This is a genomic window from Vibrio sp. 2134-1, from assembly GCF_033339495.1.
This window is the reverse complement of record NZ_JAWOUS010000002.1, coordinates 232452-249887: the sequence shown is the minus strand read 5'-3', so window position 1 is coordinate 249887 and position 17436 is coordinate 232452. Positions and strand designations below refer to the sequence as shown.

The 17436-nt window shown below is 41.7% G+C and carries 12 protein-coding genes; 5 read left to right on the top strand and 7 right to left on the bottom strand.

Features of this window, described 5'->3' with window-relative positions; genetic code table 11:
- Positions 1-644: 644 nt before the first annotated feature.
- Positions 645-1253 (top strand): response regulator transcription factor, encoded by a 609-nt coding sequence (locus R7R78_RS03410; protein ID WP_054701768.1) that lies wholly within the window; start codon positions 645-647, stop codon positions 1251-1253.
- On the opposite strand, the gene R7R78_RS03405 is transcribed toward R7R78_RS03410, so the two are convergent.
- The 5 genes from R7R78_RS03405 to R7R78_RS03385 all read right to left on the bottom strand — a co-directional run bounded on the left by R7R78_RS03405 (position 1250) and on the right by R7R78_RS03385 (position 9079).
- Positions 1250-2137 (bottom strand): LysR family transcriptional regulator, encoded by an 888-nt coding sequence (locus R7R78_RS03405; RefSeq protein WP_025767842.1) that lies wholly within the window; start codon positions 2135-2137, stop codon positions 1250-1252. The genes R7R78_RS03410 and R7R78_RS03405 overlap by 4 nt on opposite strands.
- Before the next feature lie 157 nt (positions 2138-2294).
- On the bottom strand, positions 2295-3665 hold the full coding sequence (locus R7R78_RS03400; RefSeq protein ID WP_225473042.1) for a GGDEF domain-containing protein: 1371 nt from the start codon (positions 3663-3665) through the stop codon (positions 2295-2297).
- Between the two features lie 9 nt (positions 3666-3674).
- On the bottom strand, positions 3675-4271 hold the full coding sequence (locus tag R7R78_RS03395; RefSeq protein ID WP_225473040.1) for a response regulator transcription factor: 597 nt from the start codon (positions 4269-4271) through the stop codon (positions 3675-3677).
- Positions 4264-5430: an EAL domain-containing protein gene (locus R7R78_RS03390; RefSeq protein ID WP_225473038.1), complete on the bottom strand. Its 1167-nt coding sequence runs from the start codon at positions 5428-5430 to the stop codon at positions 4264-4266. The genes R7R78_RS03395 and R7R78_RS03390 overlap by 8 nt, the downstream gene beginning before the upstream one ends.
- The gene (locus tag R7R78_RS03385) at positions 5414-9079 is read right to left on the bottom strand and encodes an ATP-binding protein (protein WP_225473036.1); all 3666 of its coding nucleotides are present in this window, start codon (positions 9077-9079) and stop codon (positions 5414-5416) included. The genes R7R78_RS03390 and R7R78_RS03385 overlap by 17 nt, the downstream gene beginning before the upstream one ends.
- A 446-nt stretch (positions 9080-9525) precedes the next feature.
- Between R7R78_RS03385 and ylqF the strand changes: the two genes are divergently transcribed.
- Together ylqF and cqsA are read left to right on the top strand one after the other, a co-directional pair.
- On the top strand, positions 9526-10470 hold the full coding sequence (ylqF, locus tag R7R78_RS03380; protein ID WP_005376521.1) for a ribosome biogenesis GTPase YlqF: 945 nt from the start codon (positions 9526-9528) through the stop codon (positions 10468-10470).
- A gap of 337 nt (positions 10471-10807) precedes the next feature.
- The gene (gene cqsA / locus R7R78_RS03375) at positions 10808-11989 is read left to right on the top strand and encodes an alpha-hydroxyketone-type quorum-sensing autoinducer synthase (protein WP_151515634.1); all 1182 of its coding nucleotides are present in this window, start codon (positions 10808-10810) and stop codon (positions 11987-11989) included.
- Between the two features lie 103 nt (positions 11990-12092).
- Here cqsA and R7R78_RS03370 read toward each other — a convergent pair whose 3' ends face one another.
- Positions 12093-14138, bottom strand: coding sequence for a hybrid sensor histidine kinase/response regulator (locus R7R78_RS03370; protein ID WP_225473034.1), 2046 nt, complete (start codon positions 14136-14138; stop codon positions 12093-12095).
- Between the two features lie 362 nt (positions 14139-14500).
- Here R7R78_RS03370 and R7R78_RS03365 point away from each other — a divergent pair, with 362 nt between their 5' ends.
- On the top strand, positions 14501-15118 hold the full coding sequence (locus R7R78_RS03365) for an HAD family hydrolase (RefSeq protein WP_225473033.1): 618 nt from the start codon (positions 14501-14503) through the stop codon (positions 15116-15118).
- A gap of 89 nt (positions 15119-15207) precedes the next feature.
- Here R7R78_RS03365 and R7R78_RS03360 read toward each other — a convergent pair whose 3' ends face one another.
- Complete coding sequence (locus R7R78_RS03360; protein WP_005376525.1) at positions 15208-15756, bottom strand: GNAT family N-acetyltransferase; 549 nt, start codon at positions 15754-15756, stop codon at positions 15208-15210.
- Between the two features lie 271 nt (positions 15757-16027).
- Between R7R78_RS03360 and R7R78_RS03355 the strand changes: the two genes are divergently transcribed.
- Positions 16028-17152, top strand: a complete 1125-nt coding sequence (locus tag R7R78_RS03355) for an acyl-CoA desaturase (RefSeq protein WP_017821552.1) — start codon at positions 16028-16030, stop codon at positions 17150-17152.
- Positions 17153-17436: the final 284 nt, after the last annotated feature.

The following is a 17436-nucleotide window of genomic DNA, read 5'->3' as shown; positions in this document are numbered from 1 at the left end:
TTGATGCAAAAGCCATGAGAAGCCGTTCTCTGGCTAAAAATCCAAAAGTCCTTTTTAGTCGTTACAACAAAATTTGTAAACCATCAAAAGGACGGCTAACGCACATTTCCATACCAAACCATGTAAAATTGTCTCATTTTTGAATACGACATTATGAGTGGCCAAAGTGCGAATTAACACCTCCATTTTTAGCGGCAGAGTCAATGAAAAGTTTAGAAATAATTTGAAGTGATGTTCAGCGTCAATAGCCAAACCTATCTAACAGATATCAGTACAAAGTTGGCTACTGTGCTCATGCCTGGTGTATAACAAGCTCTCTTCAAGTGGCATGGTATAAAACTGCGCTTGTGAACACACGGGTTTAAATCGAAGCGCTAGAGGCATCGCAAGAAAATCTGAAGGCATAGAACACTGAAAGAACACTTTCAGTTTGTTAGTTTTCTGTCAGCGTAAGTTTTAAGCAATCATCCTATCACTAGGTATTTCAATACCTGACATCGCTATTCCCATAATCAAGACACTGATTTTCACTTTTGGAAAGAGTCATTTTCCTTCCTCTTAGCAAGGTTTTTCCTACAATCCTATTCATCCAATTGCGCTGTCGCCTGACAGCACACTAGTTGATGTATTAGGTGAGGTTAACTTTGAATAATGTTCTTATTATCGACGCTCAACCATTGTATAGCGAAGCTCTTGCTTCTCTAGTTGAATCTGTAGTCAACACAGCTGAAGTGATTCAAACCACTGACAGTGCGGAAGTGATGGATCTTGTTCGAGGCCAAAAGATTGATTTGATTATTCTAGACGTAGTGCTTGGCGACCGCGATGGTATGCGTTTAGCCAAAAACATTTTAGCGACGGGATATCGTGGCCGACTGTTATTTGTTTCTTCACGCGACTACTCGAGTCTTTCTAAAGCAGCGTACGAAATGGGCGCAAACGGCTTCTTAAGCAAGCATGAAACAAGAGAGACCATTATCGACGCAATTGTGAGTGTTTCACGCGGTTACTCAATGTTTAAGTCGACTCACACACCATCGTCGGGTAACGTAACACTTTCAAATCGCGAAGCCATGGTGTTCCATTATCTTGTACAAGGCTACTCTAATAAGAAGATTTCTGAACAACTTTCACTCAGCGCTAAAACAATCAGCACCTACAAAACGCGTATTCTGAAAAAGTACCATGCGGACACGTTGATTGAACTTCTGCATACTATTCCTCAGTCAGAAAACATTGAGTTTTGCCGCTAAGCGCTCATGTATTTTGCAATAGCACCGATTAACAGCTGGTGCATTGCATCATGTCTTAAGCTTTGCTTCACCTGTACAACCACTTTTGGCCAGCCATCTGGGTAAAAATGCTCTGGCACTCTTATAAATTTATATCCATCAATTGGCGCCTGATATTCAAGTAGCACGGTTGCGGCGCTTTTTTGCTTAATTAGCTTCAATACGCTGCTTACGTTGTCTAGAGCCGCAATACGGTTGATGACCATACCGTGGCTTTCCATTGCACGCTTAACGAGCTGCTCTTTCTCTTTCCAACCGATAATCTCTAACATGATAAAGGGAAGTTTGGCTGCTTCTTCTAGGGTGGTAATTCCCAGCTCTTCAGGGACAACTAACACAGCAGGCGCATAGCCGATGAACTTCTGATAAACAGATTTCGGAACATCCTCGTTGAAGTAATGTAACTGCGCATCCACTTTGCCTAGGATTATCTCTTCTATCGTATACTCTGTAATCGTTGCTATCGAAATGTGCGCCTTGGGAAACAGCGCCATTAAATCCATTGCAAGTAAATGCCCAAATGAGTATTGAGCGGTTTGCGGCAAACAAATGGTGATGTCTTTTTCGTAATTTTCCGGTTCAAACTCATCTCTAATTAGACAAGTTTCAAGCTTCTCGAGTGCATCGGAAATTTTAGGTAATTGACGTTTTAAATAGTCCGTCGGTTCCATGTGGTGAGGATGCCGAATAAACAATTCATCGTTTAGCTGGAGTCGCAATCGGGCAAGGTATTTGCTAATTGACGCTTCGCTCTTCCCCATCGCTTTCGCAACGGGCTTGAGCTGACGGTGCTTATCCAGTAAGACAAGTATTTTAAGTAAGTTTAAGTCGAGATCTTTGTTCACGTGCGACACCAAATGTAAGGTCGAGAATAAATAGAGCAATCACTATTTGTTGACTGCTCTAATATAAAAGACCACTCATTCTGTTTGGTCAAATTAATCAAACAGTTATGTCATGGTTATGTTCCGTAACTTAACATTGAGTCAATACTAGCGCTGCTTAATGGGACTTTTGTCTGTGTTTTTTCATCTCATAGAGATCTTCATCTGCACGTACAATAACGTCCTGAAGCGTTTCGTGTAATTCATTCGTCGCGATACCAGTACTCACACTAACTTCGATATCCAAGGTCTTTAGTCGGTTATCTTTAACGACACTACGAAGCTTCTTCGCCAATATTGAAGATTGACTGATACTGCAACCCGGCAGAATCGCAACAAACTCATCACCACCAGTTCGAACTAGATAATCACTATTTCGAAACACTTTAGACATAGCATCAGCAATAATCCCAATAACTTCGTCCCCTACATGGTGACCGTAATGGTCATTGATTCGCTTGATCCTATCGCCATCTATTGCAATGACAGAATATGGCGCGGTTTCCAAACGACGTTTGAATTCGCTATCTTGAAAGACTCTGCGGTTAAACAATCCCGTTAAATCATCTTTCGTCACGTTCGTCAGTGCTTTCGCGAGGCGAAGTTTGCTCTCTTTAGATTCATAAGCTTTGTTGTAATACGCTAAGGTTACGAAAAAGAAGATGATAAACAAGAACACGTAATCCAATACAATTTTACTGAATGGGTACATGTAAACGATAAGATTGTTGTTGTCTGCAACATATGATTGGGTGTACGCGAATGATGGAAAGGGGTAGCCAGCGAAATAAATCACCATTTGCTTGTTCCCATTCGCTATTTGAACATCTACCGCTTTCCCATCATTGTAAAGCGGCGAGAGGTACAATTGTTCCGAGAACTCCCCCACTAACTCACCTTGAAAGTAAACCGGACTCATGATGCTTATCGCCATGTCATCGGAGTATGTCGTTTTAAATGGTAGGGAAAACAATACCCGGTCCGTCAGTTGCTCTTTCCACGCAGCTAACACACAAGAATAATTACTTTTACACCAATCAACATCAAATGTGGCTTTCACTCCCTCTAACGCTTCAATCGGTCTCTCTAAGATGAGTTTGTTTCCAGTATAAGAACGAAAATACATAACGGCATTTTGTCGATTGAACGCATTTGATAAATACGCTTCAGCCTGATGAAGCGATTTCCGTGCAACAGATTCAACGTAATTGAGTTTTTCATAAGGTGACAGGGAGTAAATCGCATCTTGAAAGCTCAGCTCTGTTTGCGCTTCTACTTCACTCACGCTCATGCCTTTGTATTGCTCGAGCTGCGCTTCCGTCAATAGCCCCATGAGAATCACTTTTTGTTTTATTTTGGCTAAATTATTCGCGTAAGTGTTGAACTGCTTTACTTCATAAGAAATTAACACCGCACCAATCATTGTGACAGAAGTGACGAATAGTAATGTTGCGATGAAAAGAGACAACGCGATACTTTTAAGTGTCATGATGCGGTCTTACGCCCCCGCCACTCTTGTTAGCTCAACAATGTTCTTTACGTTAAATTTATCCAATAGACGACGTTTGTATGTGCTGACTGTTTTGTCACTTATTGATAGCACTGAAGCGATTTCTCTATTGGACTTTCCTTGTAGTAAATACTTCATTACTGCGTTTTCTCTGCTTGAAAGTTGTGGCATTTCTCGAACGCTATTAACAACTTGCTTAAATTTGAAGAAGGTATACCCCTTCTCTACCGCTTCTATCGCGTCTTTAAGAATGTCGTGATTTTCCGATTTACACACATAGCCATCAGCGCCAGAACGAAAAGCCATTTGGCTGTACATTTGGCTAGTTTCTGCGGAGAAGAAAATGACTTTGCCTTCATAACCATGGGATTTGATACGTTTGTAGAAATCAAACCCATCGCAATCTGCCAAGTTCACATCTAAGATCAACAGTTGAATTTCTTCCTTTTTCAATATTTGTAATGCCATCTTCGCTGATGTTGCAGTAAATACCCCATTTGTTTTACCTAACTCTTCCAACAACGACTTGATTGCAACACAAACGAGAGGATGATCGTCAAAGATCAAGTAATTCAATTTATTCATATCTTTCATTTAGTATGGCTATGGCTTCTAGTGGCATGGGTTTATCAATGTAAAAGCCTTGGCAAAGATCAATCCCATACTCACGTATCGCTTGCAGTGTGACTTCGTCTTCAATACCTTCCGCGACCAGTCGTATATTCAAACTTTTCGCTAACGCGCAAATAGCAACAACGATGTTGCGTTTTTTGATGTCGCATTCGACACCTTGTACAAACGAACGATCGATTTTTAACTCGTTGAATGGCAGTTGAGCCAGTTTTTCAAACGTCGATGACCCCGTGCCAAAATCATCTATTGAGACAGTGACACCGTTCATCCTCAACTTGAGTAAATTCTTGTACAGGGACGCGCTAGTCTGAAATGTATCTCGCTCTGTAATCTCAATGGTGATTTGTGATGGGTCAATCTCGCTCTCTAAACATTGCTGTAAAAAGTAATGAGAGAACGCCGTATCTTCTAAATTTTCATGGTCTACATTGATGGATACGTTTTGCGTCAATCCGCGGTGTTTCATGTCATAGATAACATTACTCAATACAGCTTGAAACAACTCTCCTGAAAGGCGGCAACGCTCTACAATTGGCAAAAAATAATGAGGGGGTAACACACCATAAATAGGATGATTCCAACGCGCGAGCGCTTCATACCCAAGCACTTCCCCACTTTGCACATCGACTAAAGGCTGGTAATAATTTTTCACTCGCCCTTCAGCCAGAGCAAACAGGAATTCTTGATCTTCCACTTCAATAGGTTGAGCAAAGCTGACTTGTTTCGCTTTTTCATCTTTTATTTTACCCAACAAATCAACGACTTCATTTTCATCGTATGGCTTAGGCAGCTTCCCTAATACTTCAAAACTAAATCCCTCGCACATGGCTCTTACCGCAGAAATAATGGTCAATTCCATTGCACTGACCAGTACAACTTGCCCCTGGTACTGGACTTTATCGAGCATTTCCATCATATCGATGCCGTCTTTTCCGGGCATTTGGATATCACAAAAAATTACGTCAAAATGTTGTTCCTGCACACTCTGAATAGCAGCATCCACACAGTTAAAGGGGATGACTTGCGCGCAATAGCGATCCAATATTTGCGAAAGTATTGTGGTTTGTAGCGGATGGTCATCAATCACCATCACATTAAGTTGTGTATTCATTTGTCTCTACCCAATAGTTTATGTTTTCGATCTCCTGCTCGATTCGTAAAATTAGCTCCGCTGTTCGCCTGTCAAACTCCGCAGCACTAACTCGTTCTGCCTCAATACAAAGCTCAGTCAGCATGCTTACCCCTATCGCCCCAACCGCTCCTTTGATGCCATGAATGACCCGTTTTTTGTCTCGCTCAGTCGATGCGGCGTTTAAGTTTTTTATATCTGTAGACATTGATTGACTAAACACGCGCGCAATCTCTTTTGCGTCCTGTGCTTTGAACCGTTTAATCCAGCCGGGCAGCCTACCCCTCTCTTTTTCGCCAATAAATGGAATCAAAACGGTTTTTAATTGATTAAGGTCATAGGGTTTGTAGAGCACATCATCAATGCCGATATCCTGTGTACGTTCAATGGCAAGACGAGCATCTTCTGCTGTCACACCGATGATTGGAATTGCTTTAAATTCGGAGTTTTTCACGTGCCTAACAAGCTCATAGCCATCCATTTCTGGCATATGAAAATCGGTCAGCAGCAACACAACGTTTTCATCTTGGTTGATGTATTCCCATGCTTCGCGGCCGTTATTCACAATGACAGGTTCGATTCCAAGTTCATGAAGCTGCATTGCTATCACACTTTGGTTAATGGGATTATCTTCTGCGACCAGTACCGTGCCGAGAACCCAAGAAACCACTTCTTGATTTGCGTCACTAAGCTTGGTTTCTTGCTGCGTTTGGCTGAGCAAATTGAACAATGTATCTGGATATTGAAGCTCTCTTAGCGTAAGACTGCCAAGTACCCTTTGTTCGTCACGCAGCATTAGGCCATTAAAACTGGCATCGCTGTCGTGTATAGGGTGAAGGTTCGCCACCATTGTTTTTAACGTCGCTGGACGCATTTTCCACGCGTCACACCACTGGCGAACATTAAGTGGTAAGCTCTCGCTATACGTCCAGTTCAAACAAACGTCTGGCTCAGAGTCGCAATGCTCAATTGGCAGTCTGACGGTAATCGTCGTGCCCAAGCCAAATTGTGAATCGATGCAGAGCACGCCGCCCATGCTGTCGATCAATCGGTCAACAATGCTTAGCCCCAATCCAGTACCGCCATATTTACGCGTAATAGTGTCATCCGCTTGAACAAAAGGATTGAGAATGCCTTCGAGTTGGTCATCCGTCATGCCGATACCTGAATCCGCCACTTTCAAAATAAGCTGCTTTTCATGAAGAATGACACTGATTCCAACCTCTCCTTCGGCAGTGAATTTCACCGCATTGGAGAGCAGATTGGTGGTAATTTGCACCAATCGCAGCGCGTCGATTTCAATGAAAGCATTCGAAAATGGTTTGATTGTCACTTTGTAATCCAAACCTTTCGCGAGCGCTCGTGGTTCAAAGCTTCGAAACACATCGCACAAGGTTTTAAGCAAGTCGGTCTTAGCTGGGGCGACGGTTAAGTGCCCTGCTTCTAACTTTGAATAATCCAGTACTTCGTCTACTAGCGTATTCAAATGATTGAGCGAGCGTATGGCTTGGGCAATTAACTCGCGATTTGAATCTGCCGTCACTTGGTGATTTAGCAGATCGAGGATGCCGTGTGCTGCCGACAATGGCGTTCTTAATTCGTGACTCATGGTTGCCAAAAAGTTTTCGCGCGCACGTACCGCGGTTTGCGCTTCTTTTTGCGCATCGATTAACGCCTGCTCACGTTCTTTTTGCTGGGTAATATCTTGAATAACCGTCAGTACAAACTTGTTCTTACCGCTAGGAGAAGCGATGACTTTGCGTTCTCGATATACATGTTTAATATCAAGTTCACAGCCCGACGAGGCAACCTCTTCTGAAACACGCTTTCCAGCAATAACAGTGGTCAGTTCATCAAAATTATTCACCAGAGGAGCGTGCGTAGAATCACTTTTCAACTTACATTGTTGGCACTGTTTACTGTTGTAGTTGGCACAATTGCTCATCTCCATATGGTTATTTTCACTATGGATAAAAACCAAGCTATTGATCTCTTTGATGATGTCCATCAGCCATTGCTTTTGCGCTTCCTCATTGTCAGCATTAAATTCGGCTAACCTCACTTTAAGTCGCATGTGAGATAAGGTGAAATACGCCGCAATTAACATGAGACAGAATATGAATGAACCAGCAACAACAAATGTAGCGATCTGCTCCGCGTCATAGCCATAAGTCAGTTTGAAGCTTCGGTGAGAACGCTGCAGTTTTTCGATCTCGTTAGAATCAATGGTTTCGATGATGCTGTTCAACATGTGTTGCAGTTGTGTATTGTGGTTTGCAACCGCAAATGCATTAGAGAACGTCAAAACGTCCTCCGCATTGATCACCAAGCCATCGACTTGATCTTGTGCAATCATGTTGTGAACGATGTCGTCAGGAATGTAAGCCACATCCAAAACGCCCGATTTCAAATCGGTAAGCAGCTTTTTCAAATCATCATAATGATCAACTTGGCCTTGCTGCCAAGTGCCCAAATGAACTAACCCTTGCTTTTTCAAAGTGAGCAGAATACCCGCTTCTTTCAATGCAGATTTATCTCGCTTGCTCTGCTCCGCTTGGATAGCCACGTAATTACTGTGCATGAATGGTTTAGTGAACAACCAATCTGACTTAGGTAGCTCACCCACATAAGAAACGGGGACTATATCGGCATCAAATGCCGTTAATCCATTAGAAAGGCTCGACGTCGGTTTCACATACTTAAAGCTCAAGCCAGTACGAGACTGCAATAAGTCGATGAAGTCTGGAAAGAAACCGTCTAGCTCGCCCGTTTGCGAATCTCGGTAGAGAAACGGATAAGCTTCGTCACTGCTGCTGTAAGTTATCACTAGTTTGTTTTGATGATTACGTCGGTAATCTACCAATAACTTATCACTGATATGGTAAGGATTTTTCGAGGCGACGGAGCGAATATTTTTTCCATTTTGCTCCCACTGAAGGATTTTGTTGATGTCATCGATCAGACTCTGTTTGTCCAACGAAGCGATAAAACTCACCTCTTCGTTTTTCAACCAACTGGGAATATCGACAACCCCTTTTACAATGTCATTCAAATCCAAATATTGGGTAATACCAACATAAGTGTAAATCAGCGCGTTCGCTTTACCTCGCTTAACTTCATTAAACGCCTCTAAACGTGTTTTAACGTAATGTATCTTATCGATACCGCGTTCAGTGAGGTTGTCACAATACACACTGCCCTCAACACACACCCATTTAAGATCACGCGCATCACTATCTCGGTAAGTGGCATTCCGATACCAAACAGCGATAGTGCTCGAAAAGAAAGGCATCGAAAACAAGAAACGCTTTTCTCTTGCTGCTGTTTTACTAAATCCAACCGCACCATCAATCTTCTTGCTTTCGACATCCGCAAGTAAAGACGGAATATGCTTGTAAGTCCGAAGTTCTAACTCATAATCCAAAGCTTTAGTAATGTTAGACAAATACTCAAGACTAATTCCGTACGAAGGACCAACGCTACCGTCAAACGAGTCTTTAGCTTCGTCTTGCGCAATAACACCAACGATGACCTTCGGTTTAGGACTCTGTTTGGCAGTTGAGCAAAAAGAACTCGCTAAAAAAATTAAGGCGACGGACGATACCGTAATACTTCTAAGAATACTGAGCATGACTGCTTCCTCTGAATGGAAGCTCAGACTAGTTTTTGTCAGATAAAAGTCAAACTTCGCTCAATAGCGAAATAAAAATAAAGCTTTGATATAAAATCAAAAAACCAAAATCCGTCAGAACAATCTGACAACACAATCCACCTTTGACTACACAGCGTTTGCGTTCGGTCTCTCACCCAGACGGATATTCACTGCGAGTCGGTATATATAAGAGATGTGTGCTTTTAGGTTTGCACGCCATAGCTTTTTACTTTCATCTTGAATGATTCATCATCATTCCATGATAAACTGACGTATTAACATGAAAGAAAGCTCAACTCCGCGGTTTCGAGCAGCTTGAAGTAAACACAGTTTTAGAAAATGCGTTCTAGTATTGTATTACTCAAGATTCACATTGCTACTTTACAACCGCTGGAGCATTAGAAAAATTAAGGTATTAAATTCAAATGGTTAATAACTCAATCCAGTGGTTTCCTGGCCACATGCACAAAGCACGTAAAGAGATCGAAGAAGCAATCCCTCAAGTGGATGTGATCATCGAAGTACTGGATGCTCGTATTCCTTTCAGTAGTGAAAACCCTTTGATTTCTCAAATCCGTGGTGACAAACCTGTCGTTAAAGTTTTGAACAAACGTGATTTGGCCGATCCAGAATTAACTCAACTGTGGATTGAGCACTTGGAACAAGAGCAACATGTAAAAGCAATGGCGATCACGACTTCTGAACCACAAGAAGTGCATCGAATCATGGAGCTTTGCCGCAAACTTGCCCCACACCGAGAAGAAATTGGTAAAAACATTCGCACCATGATCATGGGCATCCCAAACGTTGGAAAGTCGACGATCATTAACACCCTCGCAGGTCGAACAATCGCTGTAACAGGTAACCAACCCGCGGTTACACGTCGTCAACAACGTATCAATCTGCAAAATGGCATCGTATTATCTGATACTCCAGGAATTTTATGGCCAAAAGTGGAAAATCCACACAGTGGCTTCCGCCTTGCGGCTACTGGCGCGGTAAAAGATACAGCGATGGAATATGACGAAGTCGCATTCTATACCATTGAATACCTAGCAGCTCATTATGCAGATAAGCTTAAAGAGCGTTATCAAATTGAAGAGCTTCCAGAATCAGATATCGAGATCATGGAAGAAATTGGTCGTCGCCGCGGTGCACTACGTGCAGGTGGACGTGTTGACTTGCACAAAGTATCAGAGATCTTATTGCACGAACTTCGTCAAGGCACTTTGGGCCAAATTACATTAGAACGCCCAGAAATGATCACTCAAGAGCTGATTGAAGTCGAGATTGAAACCGCCCGTAAAGAAGAAGAGAAAGCGAAGCGTAAAGAAGAGCGTCGTAAGCGCTATTTACGTAATAAGCGATAAGCTTGTCTCTTATCTACTCATGTTTCAAGGCGCGATTTTCGCGCCTTTTTTGTTATCTAATGCGCCCATTTTTTTCACTTTTCAAACTTTATATTCCTCATCCAAAATCCCAGATATGAAGCACGAAAAAACACCGCAAAATCGCCGTATAAACTTTAAGCACAAACTAGTTTAGACCCCGGGCCCCTATAGAGTTACAGCCACCATCCAACCCTCAAATGTCGAGTTTGCAAGGGTCTGCAAACTTATGCAACCTGGTTAGTGACACTCTCCCCAAAATCCGCAATATGAATAAGTGTCAGCGCTGGCGTTTTTCCATATGAAGAAGAGATTTATTATGAGTGAAACTATACAAAGCAAACCACTTCCCTCCTTTATCGAGGAACGCCTAGATTTTTATATTCAAGATCTAATCGAACCGAATGAGAACAAAAAACACCTTGTTCTTGGTAAACGCCCACCGTGTAATGCCGTTGTCCTGCAAAGCAATGATTACCTTGCACTGTCTCATAACAAGGAGATTCAAAACGCGCATCGTGATGCGATTTCCCAGCACGATGACAACGTCGTGATGTCCGCGATTTTCTTACAAGATGATGAATCGAAACCTGCATTTGAAACGCAACTAGCCAGTTTCGTTGGTATGCCTAGTTGTCTACTTTCTCAATCTGGTTGGGCTGCGAATGTCGGTTTATTGCAGACTATTTGTGCACCGAACATACCTGTGTACATTGATTTCTTTGCACATATGTCTTTGTGGGAAGGCGCACGTATTGCCGGAGCACAAATTCATCCGTTCATGCATAACAACACCAGTCACCTAAGAAAACAGATTTCACGTCACGGTTCAGGGATCATTGTTGTGGATTCGGTTTACAGCACTATCGGGACCATCGCTCCTCTACGTGATATCTACGAAATAGCACAGGAGTTTGACTGCGGCCTGGTTGTAGATGAATCACACTCTTTAGGTACACACGGTCCACAAGGTGCGGGGATACTGCAGGGTCTTGGCTTAACTCATAAGGTAGATTTTATTACCGTTAGTCTTGCCAAGACATTTGCTTATCGTGCTGGCGCGATTTTAGGCCCAGAAAAACTGTCGAAGACGCTTCCGTTTGTGGCGTACCCTGCAATATTTAGCTCTACCGTATTACCGCAAGAGATCATTCGGCTAGAGAAAACACTGGACGTTATAAGAAAATCAGATGATAAGCGAGACATTCTGTTTGAAAGAGCCAAGTCTTTAGCCGTTGGTTTAAAACGCATTGGATTTACTATTCGCAGTGAATCACAAATTATCGCATTAGAATGCGGCAACGAGAGAAACACTGAGCGAGTCCGCGACTTTCTCGAAGAGCGAAATGTTTACGGCGCAGTGTTTTGCCGCCCTGCAACTGGAAGGAACAAAAACATCATTCGTTTTTCAGTCAATGCAGACATGACTGCTGCTGAAGTTGATCATGTACTCACTGTCTGCCAACAAGCATTTGCACACCCTGACTTAGAGTTTGTATAAGTTAGTGTGTAGATAAAACTAAAGAGCTCAACAGTTTTGCTGAGCTCTTTATTCGTGTTATTCGTTGTGAGCAACTCGCCTCAAGAAAACAAGTCGCGAATGATTAGATCCAGTTTGCGATTTTATCGAACAAGCGATTTTTATCCGCCGGTTTTACGATGAAGTCAGACATACCCGAAGACCCAATTTTGTCCAACGTGACAGGTGAACTATCCCCTGTATGTGCAATAATAGGTACCGACGCATAGTTTTTATCCGAGCTTCGAATTCGCCTAGACGCTTCTACACCATCCATAATTGGCATTTCGATATCCATCAGAATGAGATCAACATCTTCTTGCTCTAGTGTATCCAGAGCCTGCTGCCCGTCTTCTTTCTGAATCACTTCAAAGCCTTGCTTTTCAAGTAACATTGCCGTGAATTTACGCAAAGATTCATTATCATCCACGACCATAATTGTGCGCTTATTTGAATTATCTAACGTCACCGAGGCCGTTGGTGTCGATACATAGCTTGAATCATATAAGAGACGCTCAACCGTTGGTTTAGTATTCAATAACCAGGCTTGCGTTTCGATCCAAATAGGTTCATATGCAGCCTTGCGTGCTCTCTGAGTCGGATGATGCTCAAAAAGATAAACGATGCGTGCTTCAGTGAAAGACAAGAGAGATTCTAATCTATCCAATTGGTTTGCTCTTGAATCTAAGCTCTCAAGATCGATAAAAATCAGATCGAATTCGAACTCGTACTCTTTCTTTTTGAGTACTTGGTTGGCATCTAAAATCGTCGAGTCAAAGCCCATAAAACGGCTAATATCTGTTACTTTAGACACCAAGATATCTTGGCTAGTCACCGTTAGAATGGTTTTGAGTTTAGTCAGATCGTTTTTGATTTCAGTAACGGTATCAGATGTCGTTAGTGGGAAAGTTAATGTAAATTGAGACCACTCCCCTAACTGAGATTGACACTCAATGTTCCCCCCAAATGAACGCATGACTTTTTTACAAAACGGTAGACCCAAACCATAACTTCCTGATTTGCCAGTGGTGTAAAAGTCTTGAAAGATATTGCGTAGAACATCAGGAGCAATGCCAGCACCATTATCGGTTACAACAATTTGATTAAAGCGTTCTGAACTTATCATGGATACATGTATGTGAAAATCTTCAGATTTACGGTGATGGAAGGCATTCTTGAAGAGGTTATACATAACGTATTTAAGTAACGTATCACTACCTAGAAACTCAAACTCACTTCTCGCATCCAGCGATATGGCAAATCGATCAGTGGCACGTTTATAACTGAAGCTTTCAATTGCCTGTTCAACGACCGAGTGAACTGAATATTTTTTGAAGCTAGAACGAGAAACTCGATTTTCATCAATCGAAGTTAGCAATAAATCGATGGTTTCATTACCCGATTGGATAATGTTCATTGCATCCTGACTCACTTCACGTAATAAGGTGACATCCTCTACACTCATGACGTACTGCTCTTTTCCTGCCTCTTTCATGTTGGGCAAGATCGACTGGATAACATCTATTGAAGTGCAAAGCCCACTCAACGGGTTACGCATTTCATGTGCAATCCCTGCCCCGAATGATTTTGCCAGCGAGACTTTCGCTTCATGTTCAACTTGGTTACGAAAATAGAACAAATTACCGAAGACATAAATAAACAGAAAGATTGGCACATGAGTCCAATCCATGGTCAAGTCAAGATGGAACCCTTTTGCAACCCAAGCGAAGAATGTTGCTAAACCTATCCCAGCAAAGGTTTGAGCAAACATGACCCTAGTAACATGAACCAGTAAAATGTGTAAGAAAATTGCAGACATAAACGACATAACCCATACATTGGACCAGTCATTCATCAGTAACATATAAAAAAAGAAAAACGGTAAGCACAGCGTTATCGTCACTTGGTAGTAAATAGGAACATAATCTCTCCAAGTCGATGATAAGCGGTTTCTAAAAATGATGCCGAAAAACAATAACGAGCAAAACAATCTAAGAGGTAAATTTTCATAAGCCTGTGGAAAGGCAAACTCCCAGACAAAGTAGTACAGCGGAAAGCCAAGAAACCCCATCCAGCCAACGAGAGTTAGGTTTGGTTCTGCATATTGATAAACCTTACGTATCGAGTCCATATAATCTGTTTTGCTTACTCCGCCTGACGCACAACAATGTGATTTTGATTCACTTTTATCATTTTATTATTAACTAATTATATATTAATCATCATTTATAAGCAGCGCGAAATGACGTAAACAGCTCGCAATACTTATCTTTAGTTTCAATCTTTTAAGACAGCTGCACTTGATTTACAACCAAATAAACAAAGTTGCATATAGTTTAGTGTAATTTTGCGATAATCGCTCTGTATCCAATTGGATGTTAATCTCATTTTGTTCTAGAAACTTAAGTCGCGCCTTTGGCACGACTTTCCAACGATTCAAAACAGCACTCACCGCATATAGCGCGGTGACAAACAATTGGCTTGGGGTGTGTCATGAATTTTTTCCAGATAAAAAATGTCATTTTTGATGTAGGTAATGTATTGGTACGCTGGTCTCCAGTAGAAATCGTTCGCTTAACATTTGGTGGTTCCGTAGAGTCAGAGAAAATGGCTCAGATGCTATTTTCATCACAAATCTGGAAAGATTTAAATAAAGGGACGATCTCCGAAAGGGAAGCAAAACAGCGTTATCAACATGAACACCAAGTAACAACGGAAGAAATGGACCGCTTCTTTTATTATGTAAAACACACTCAAATATTACTTTACGGCAGTATAGAGCTGTTAAAACGAGTAAAAAGAGCCGGATATGGCGTATATGCGCTCACAGACAACATCAACGAAATTGTGGAACATCTTCGTACTACCTATGAGTTTTGGCCACTGTTTGATGGAGCAATCATCTCTTCTGAAGTTCAATTACTAAAACCACAAGCGGAGATCTACCAAACTCTACTTTCAAAGTATCAGCTTAACCCCGAAGAGACAGTATTTCTTGATGACATGCCTTACAATGTTGAAGGTGCCCGAGCAGTTGGCATGGCTGCTATTCAGTTTGAAAATGCTCAGCAATGTGAGCTCGAACTAAAAGCCATGGGGGTTAACTTCTAGAAAGCTTTTAATAAAACATAACGTTAGGGTGCATAAACAAAAAAGAGCAGTGTTGAGACTGCTCTTATCTAGTGTTTTAGAACGCTAGGTTAGGAGTAAATCACGTTTTCCTCAATCCCACTAACTAATGACTGGGCGTTCTTCCAACGGAATACTTTTTCTAACACCTCTTTGCCATCAGGTGCGCGCCAAGTTCGCTCTTGATCCTCTTGTCCACCAATGTGGCGATAGAATTCAATCGCAGAAATGTTTTGCGACACAACTTCTAAATAAAGACCTGTGTCTTTAAAGTACTGCTGTTGCCATTCGGCGACAGCAAGTAATAGCTGCTTACCAATCCCACGACCACGGTAACTGTCATCAACATGCAATGCATCAATAAAGGTTCCACGCTCGAAATCATGGTTGCCGAACACACAAACAAAGCCAAGTAGCAAACCTCCCTCCTCCGCCAAGACAATGTGCTGATTGAATGGTGGGTTGGTCAAACGGGTTTGCCAAATCAGTAGTTTGTCGTCAATCGCTTCTTTCTCAAGATAGTTATCACTAAGAATGCCACGGTAATGACGCTTCCAGCTATCCGCATGAAGATGCGCAATGCGCTCGTAGTCCTTATATTCCGCTAATCGTAAATCCATTACGTATTCCTATTTTCTTACATTTTTGCTTCTTTATAGAGTCTCGGTATATTCCACCTTTATAACACTTGTTTCTTGGCAGATTTTATACACCTTAAGCCAGAGCTCATTTTTTAATACTACTCATTATTCAATTAAAAGCAAAATATCCCATCAAGTTCCTTAATCTACACCCAAAGGAATAGTCACATTTGTCTAACTTTAATTTGACTTACATGTGTACGCTGATATTCTGGCGAACAGTTGTTAGCTCAAAGTTAGGGATACACCTGTGACTCAAAACAAACCACCTGTTATCTGGTTGAATACATTGATATTTTCTGCCAGTTTTGTTCTGACTTTTATTGTAATGCCTTGGTATGCATATCATTTTGGACTGGGTTGGGAACATCTAATTTGGGGAGTGATTGCATTTAGTTTTACTAACCTTTCTATTACAGCAGGCTATCATCGTCTCTGGAGCCACAAAACGTACGAAGCTCATCCTATTTTGCGCGCCATTTTTGCGATTGGAGGAGCATTTTCTTTGCAAAATAGTGCATTACATTGGTCTTCTGATCATCGTGTGCATCACAAACATGTCGACAATAACGATAAAGATCCGTATTCAGCCAAGCGGGGTTTTTGGTATTCTCACATTGGGTGGATGTTACGTGATTACAATAAATCAAAGGAAAACGAATATACAAACTGCCGTGATCTAAAGCGCGACAAAATCGTCATGTGGCAGCATAAGTATTATGTTCCACTTGCCCTACTGACTAATATTGGTTTCCCAGTCATGCTCGGACTGATCTACGGTGATATCTGGGGGATGTTATTGGTCGTTGGTGCGGCTCGACTCTTTATGAGTCACCATACGACTTTTTTCATTAACTCCCTCGCACATATTTGGGGTAAGCAAACTTTCACAGACAAAAACACTGCTCGCGATAATGGTGTACTCGCCTTTTTCACATTTGGAGAGGGTTACCATAATTTCCATCATATTTTCGAGAATGACTATCGCAATGGCGTGTATTGGTGGCATTACGACCCAACGAAGTGGTTGATAAAGTCATGTTCTTGGCTAGGACTCACATCTAAGTTGCGCACAACGCCTACATTTAGAATTGAAAAAGCCCGTGCGAGTCAACTTTTGAAGAAAGCAAGAGAAAAGCTAGAATCGAAACCGAACACGCAAACAATCCTCGATCAGCTGCAGCACGAGTTTGATACTCTAGTTCATCACATGCAGGAATACTACGAGATGCGCAAAGAAGTACTCGGTGCCAAAACTGCCAGTGTGGTAAAAAAATACGAATGTTCTGTAACGAAAATGAAGTACCAGCAAATTAAAGCAGAGTTCGAACGGCAGCAGCGTAGTTGGAACCTTATGGTTCGTCGATACGCATAGTTTATCCTCATTCTTACGATTACTTAGCTTCGCTTCGGCGAAGCTTTTTTGTTGTGAAGAGTGTTTTCCAATAATTGCTTACTGAGTAAAGTCTTTTTCCTATTGTGAATCAATTCACTCTTTATTCATTCACTTTCCTAGTCATATTTTCCTTCCTATAAATAGCTTCAAACCAGCACATAACACTTAGAAAACCAAATTCCAACAATACAATCTAACGAAATTATTTATTAAATTATTATTTGTCTCAGATCATGCAAGCCCCATATTTGTCTCGTGCCACA

What these genes read in the sequence shown, in the direction of transcription:
- R7R78_RS03400 (WP_225473042.1), bottom strand. Translation starts at nt 3,665, where the DNA reads ATGACACTTAAAAGTATCGCGTTGTCTCTTTTCATCGCAACATTACTA.
- R7R78_RS03395 (WP_225473040.1), bottom strand. Translation starts at nt 4,271, where the DNA reads ATGAATAAATTGAATTACTTGATCTTTGACGATCATCCTCTCGTTTGT.
- R7R78_RS03390 (WP_225473038.1), bottom strand. Translation starts at nt 5,430, where the DNA reads ATGAATACACAACTTAATGTGATGGTGATTGATGACCATCCGCTACAA.
- R7R78_RS03385 (WP_225473036.1), bottom strand. Translation starts at nt 9,079, where the DNA reads ATGCTCAGTATTCTTAGAAGTATTACGGTATCGTCCGTCGCCTTAATT.
- ylqF (WP_005376521.1), top strand. Translation starts at nt 9,526, where the DNA reads ATGGTTAATAACTCAATCCAGTGGTTTCCTGGCCACATGCACAAAGCA.
- cqsA (WP_151515634.1), top strand. Translation starts at nt 10,808, where the DNA reads ATGAGTGAAACTATACAAAGCAAACCACTTCCCTCCTTTATCGAGGAA.
- R7R78_RS03370 (WP_225473034.1), bottom strand. Translation starts at nt 14,138, where the DNA reads ATGGACTCGATACGTAAGGTTTATCAATATGCAGAACCAAACCTAACT.
- R7R78_RS03365 (WP_225473033.1), top strand. Translation starts at nt 14,501, where the DNA reads ATGAATTTTTTCCAGATAAAAAATGTCATTTTTGATGTAGGTAATGTA.
- R7R78_RS03360 (WP_005376525.1), bottom strand. Translation starts at nt 15,756, where the DNA reads ATGGATTTACGATTAGCGGAATATAAGGACTACGAGCGCATTGCGCAT.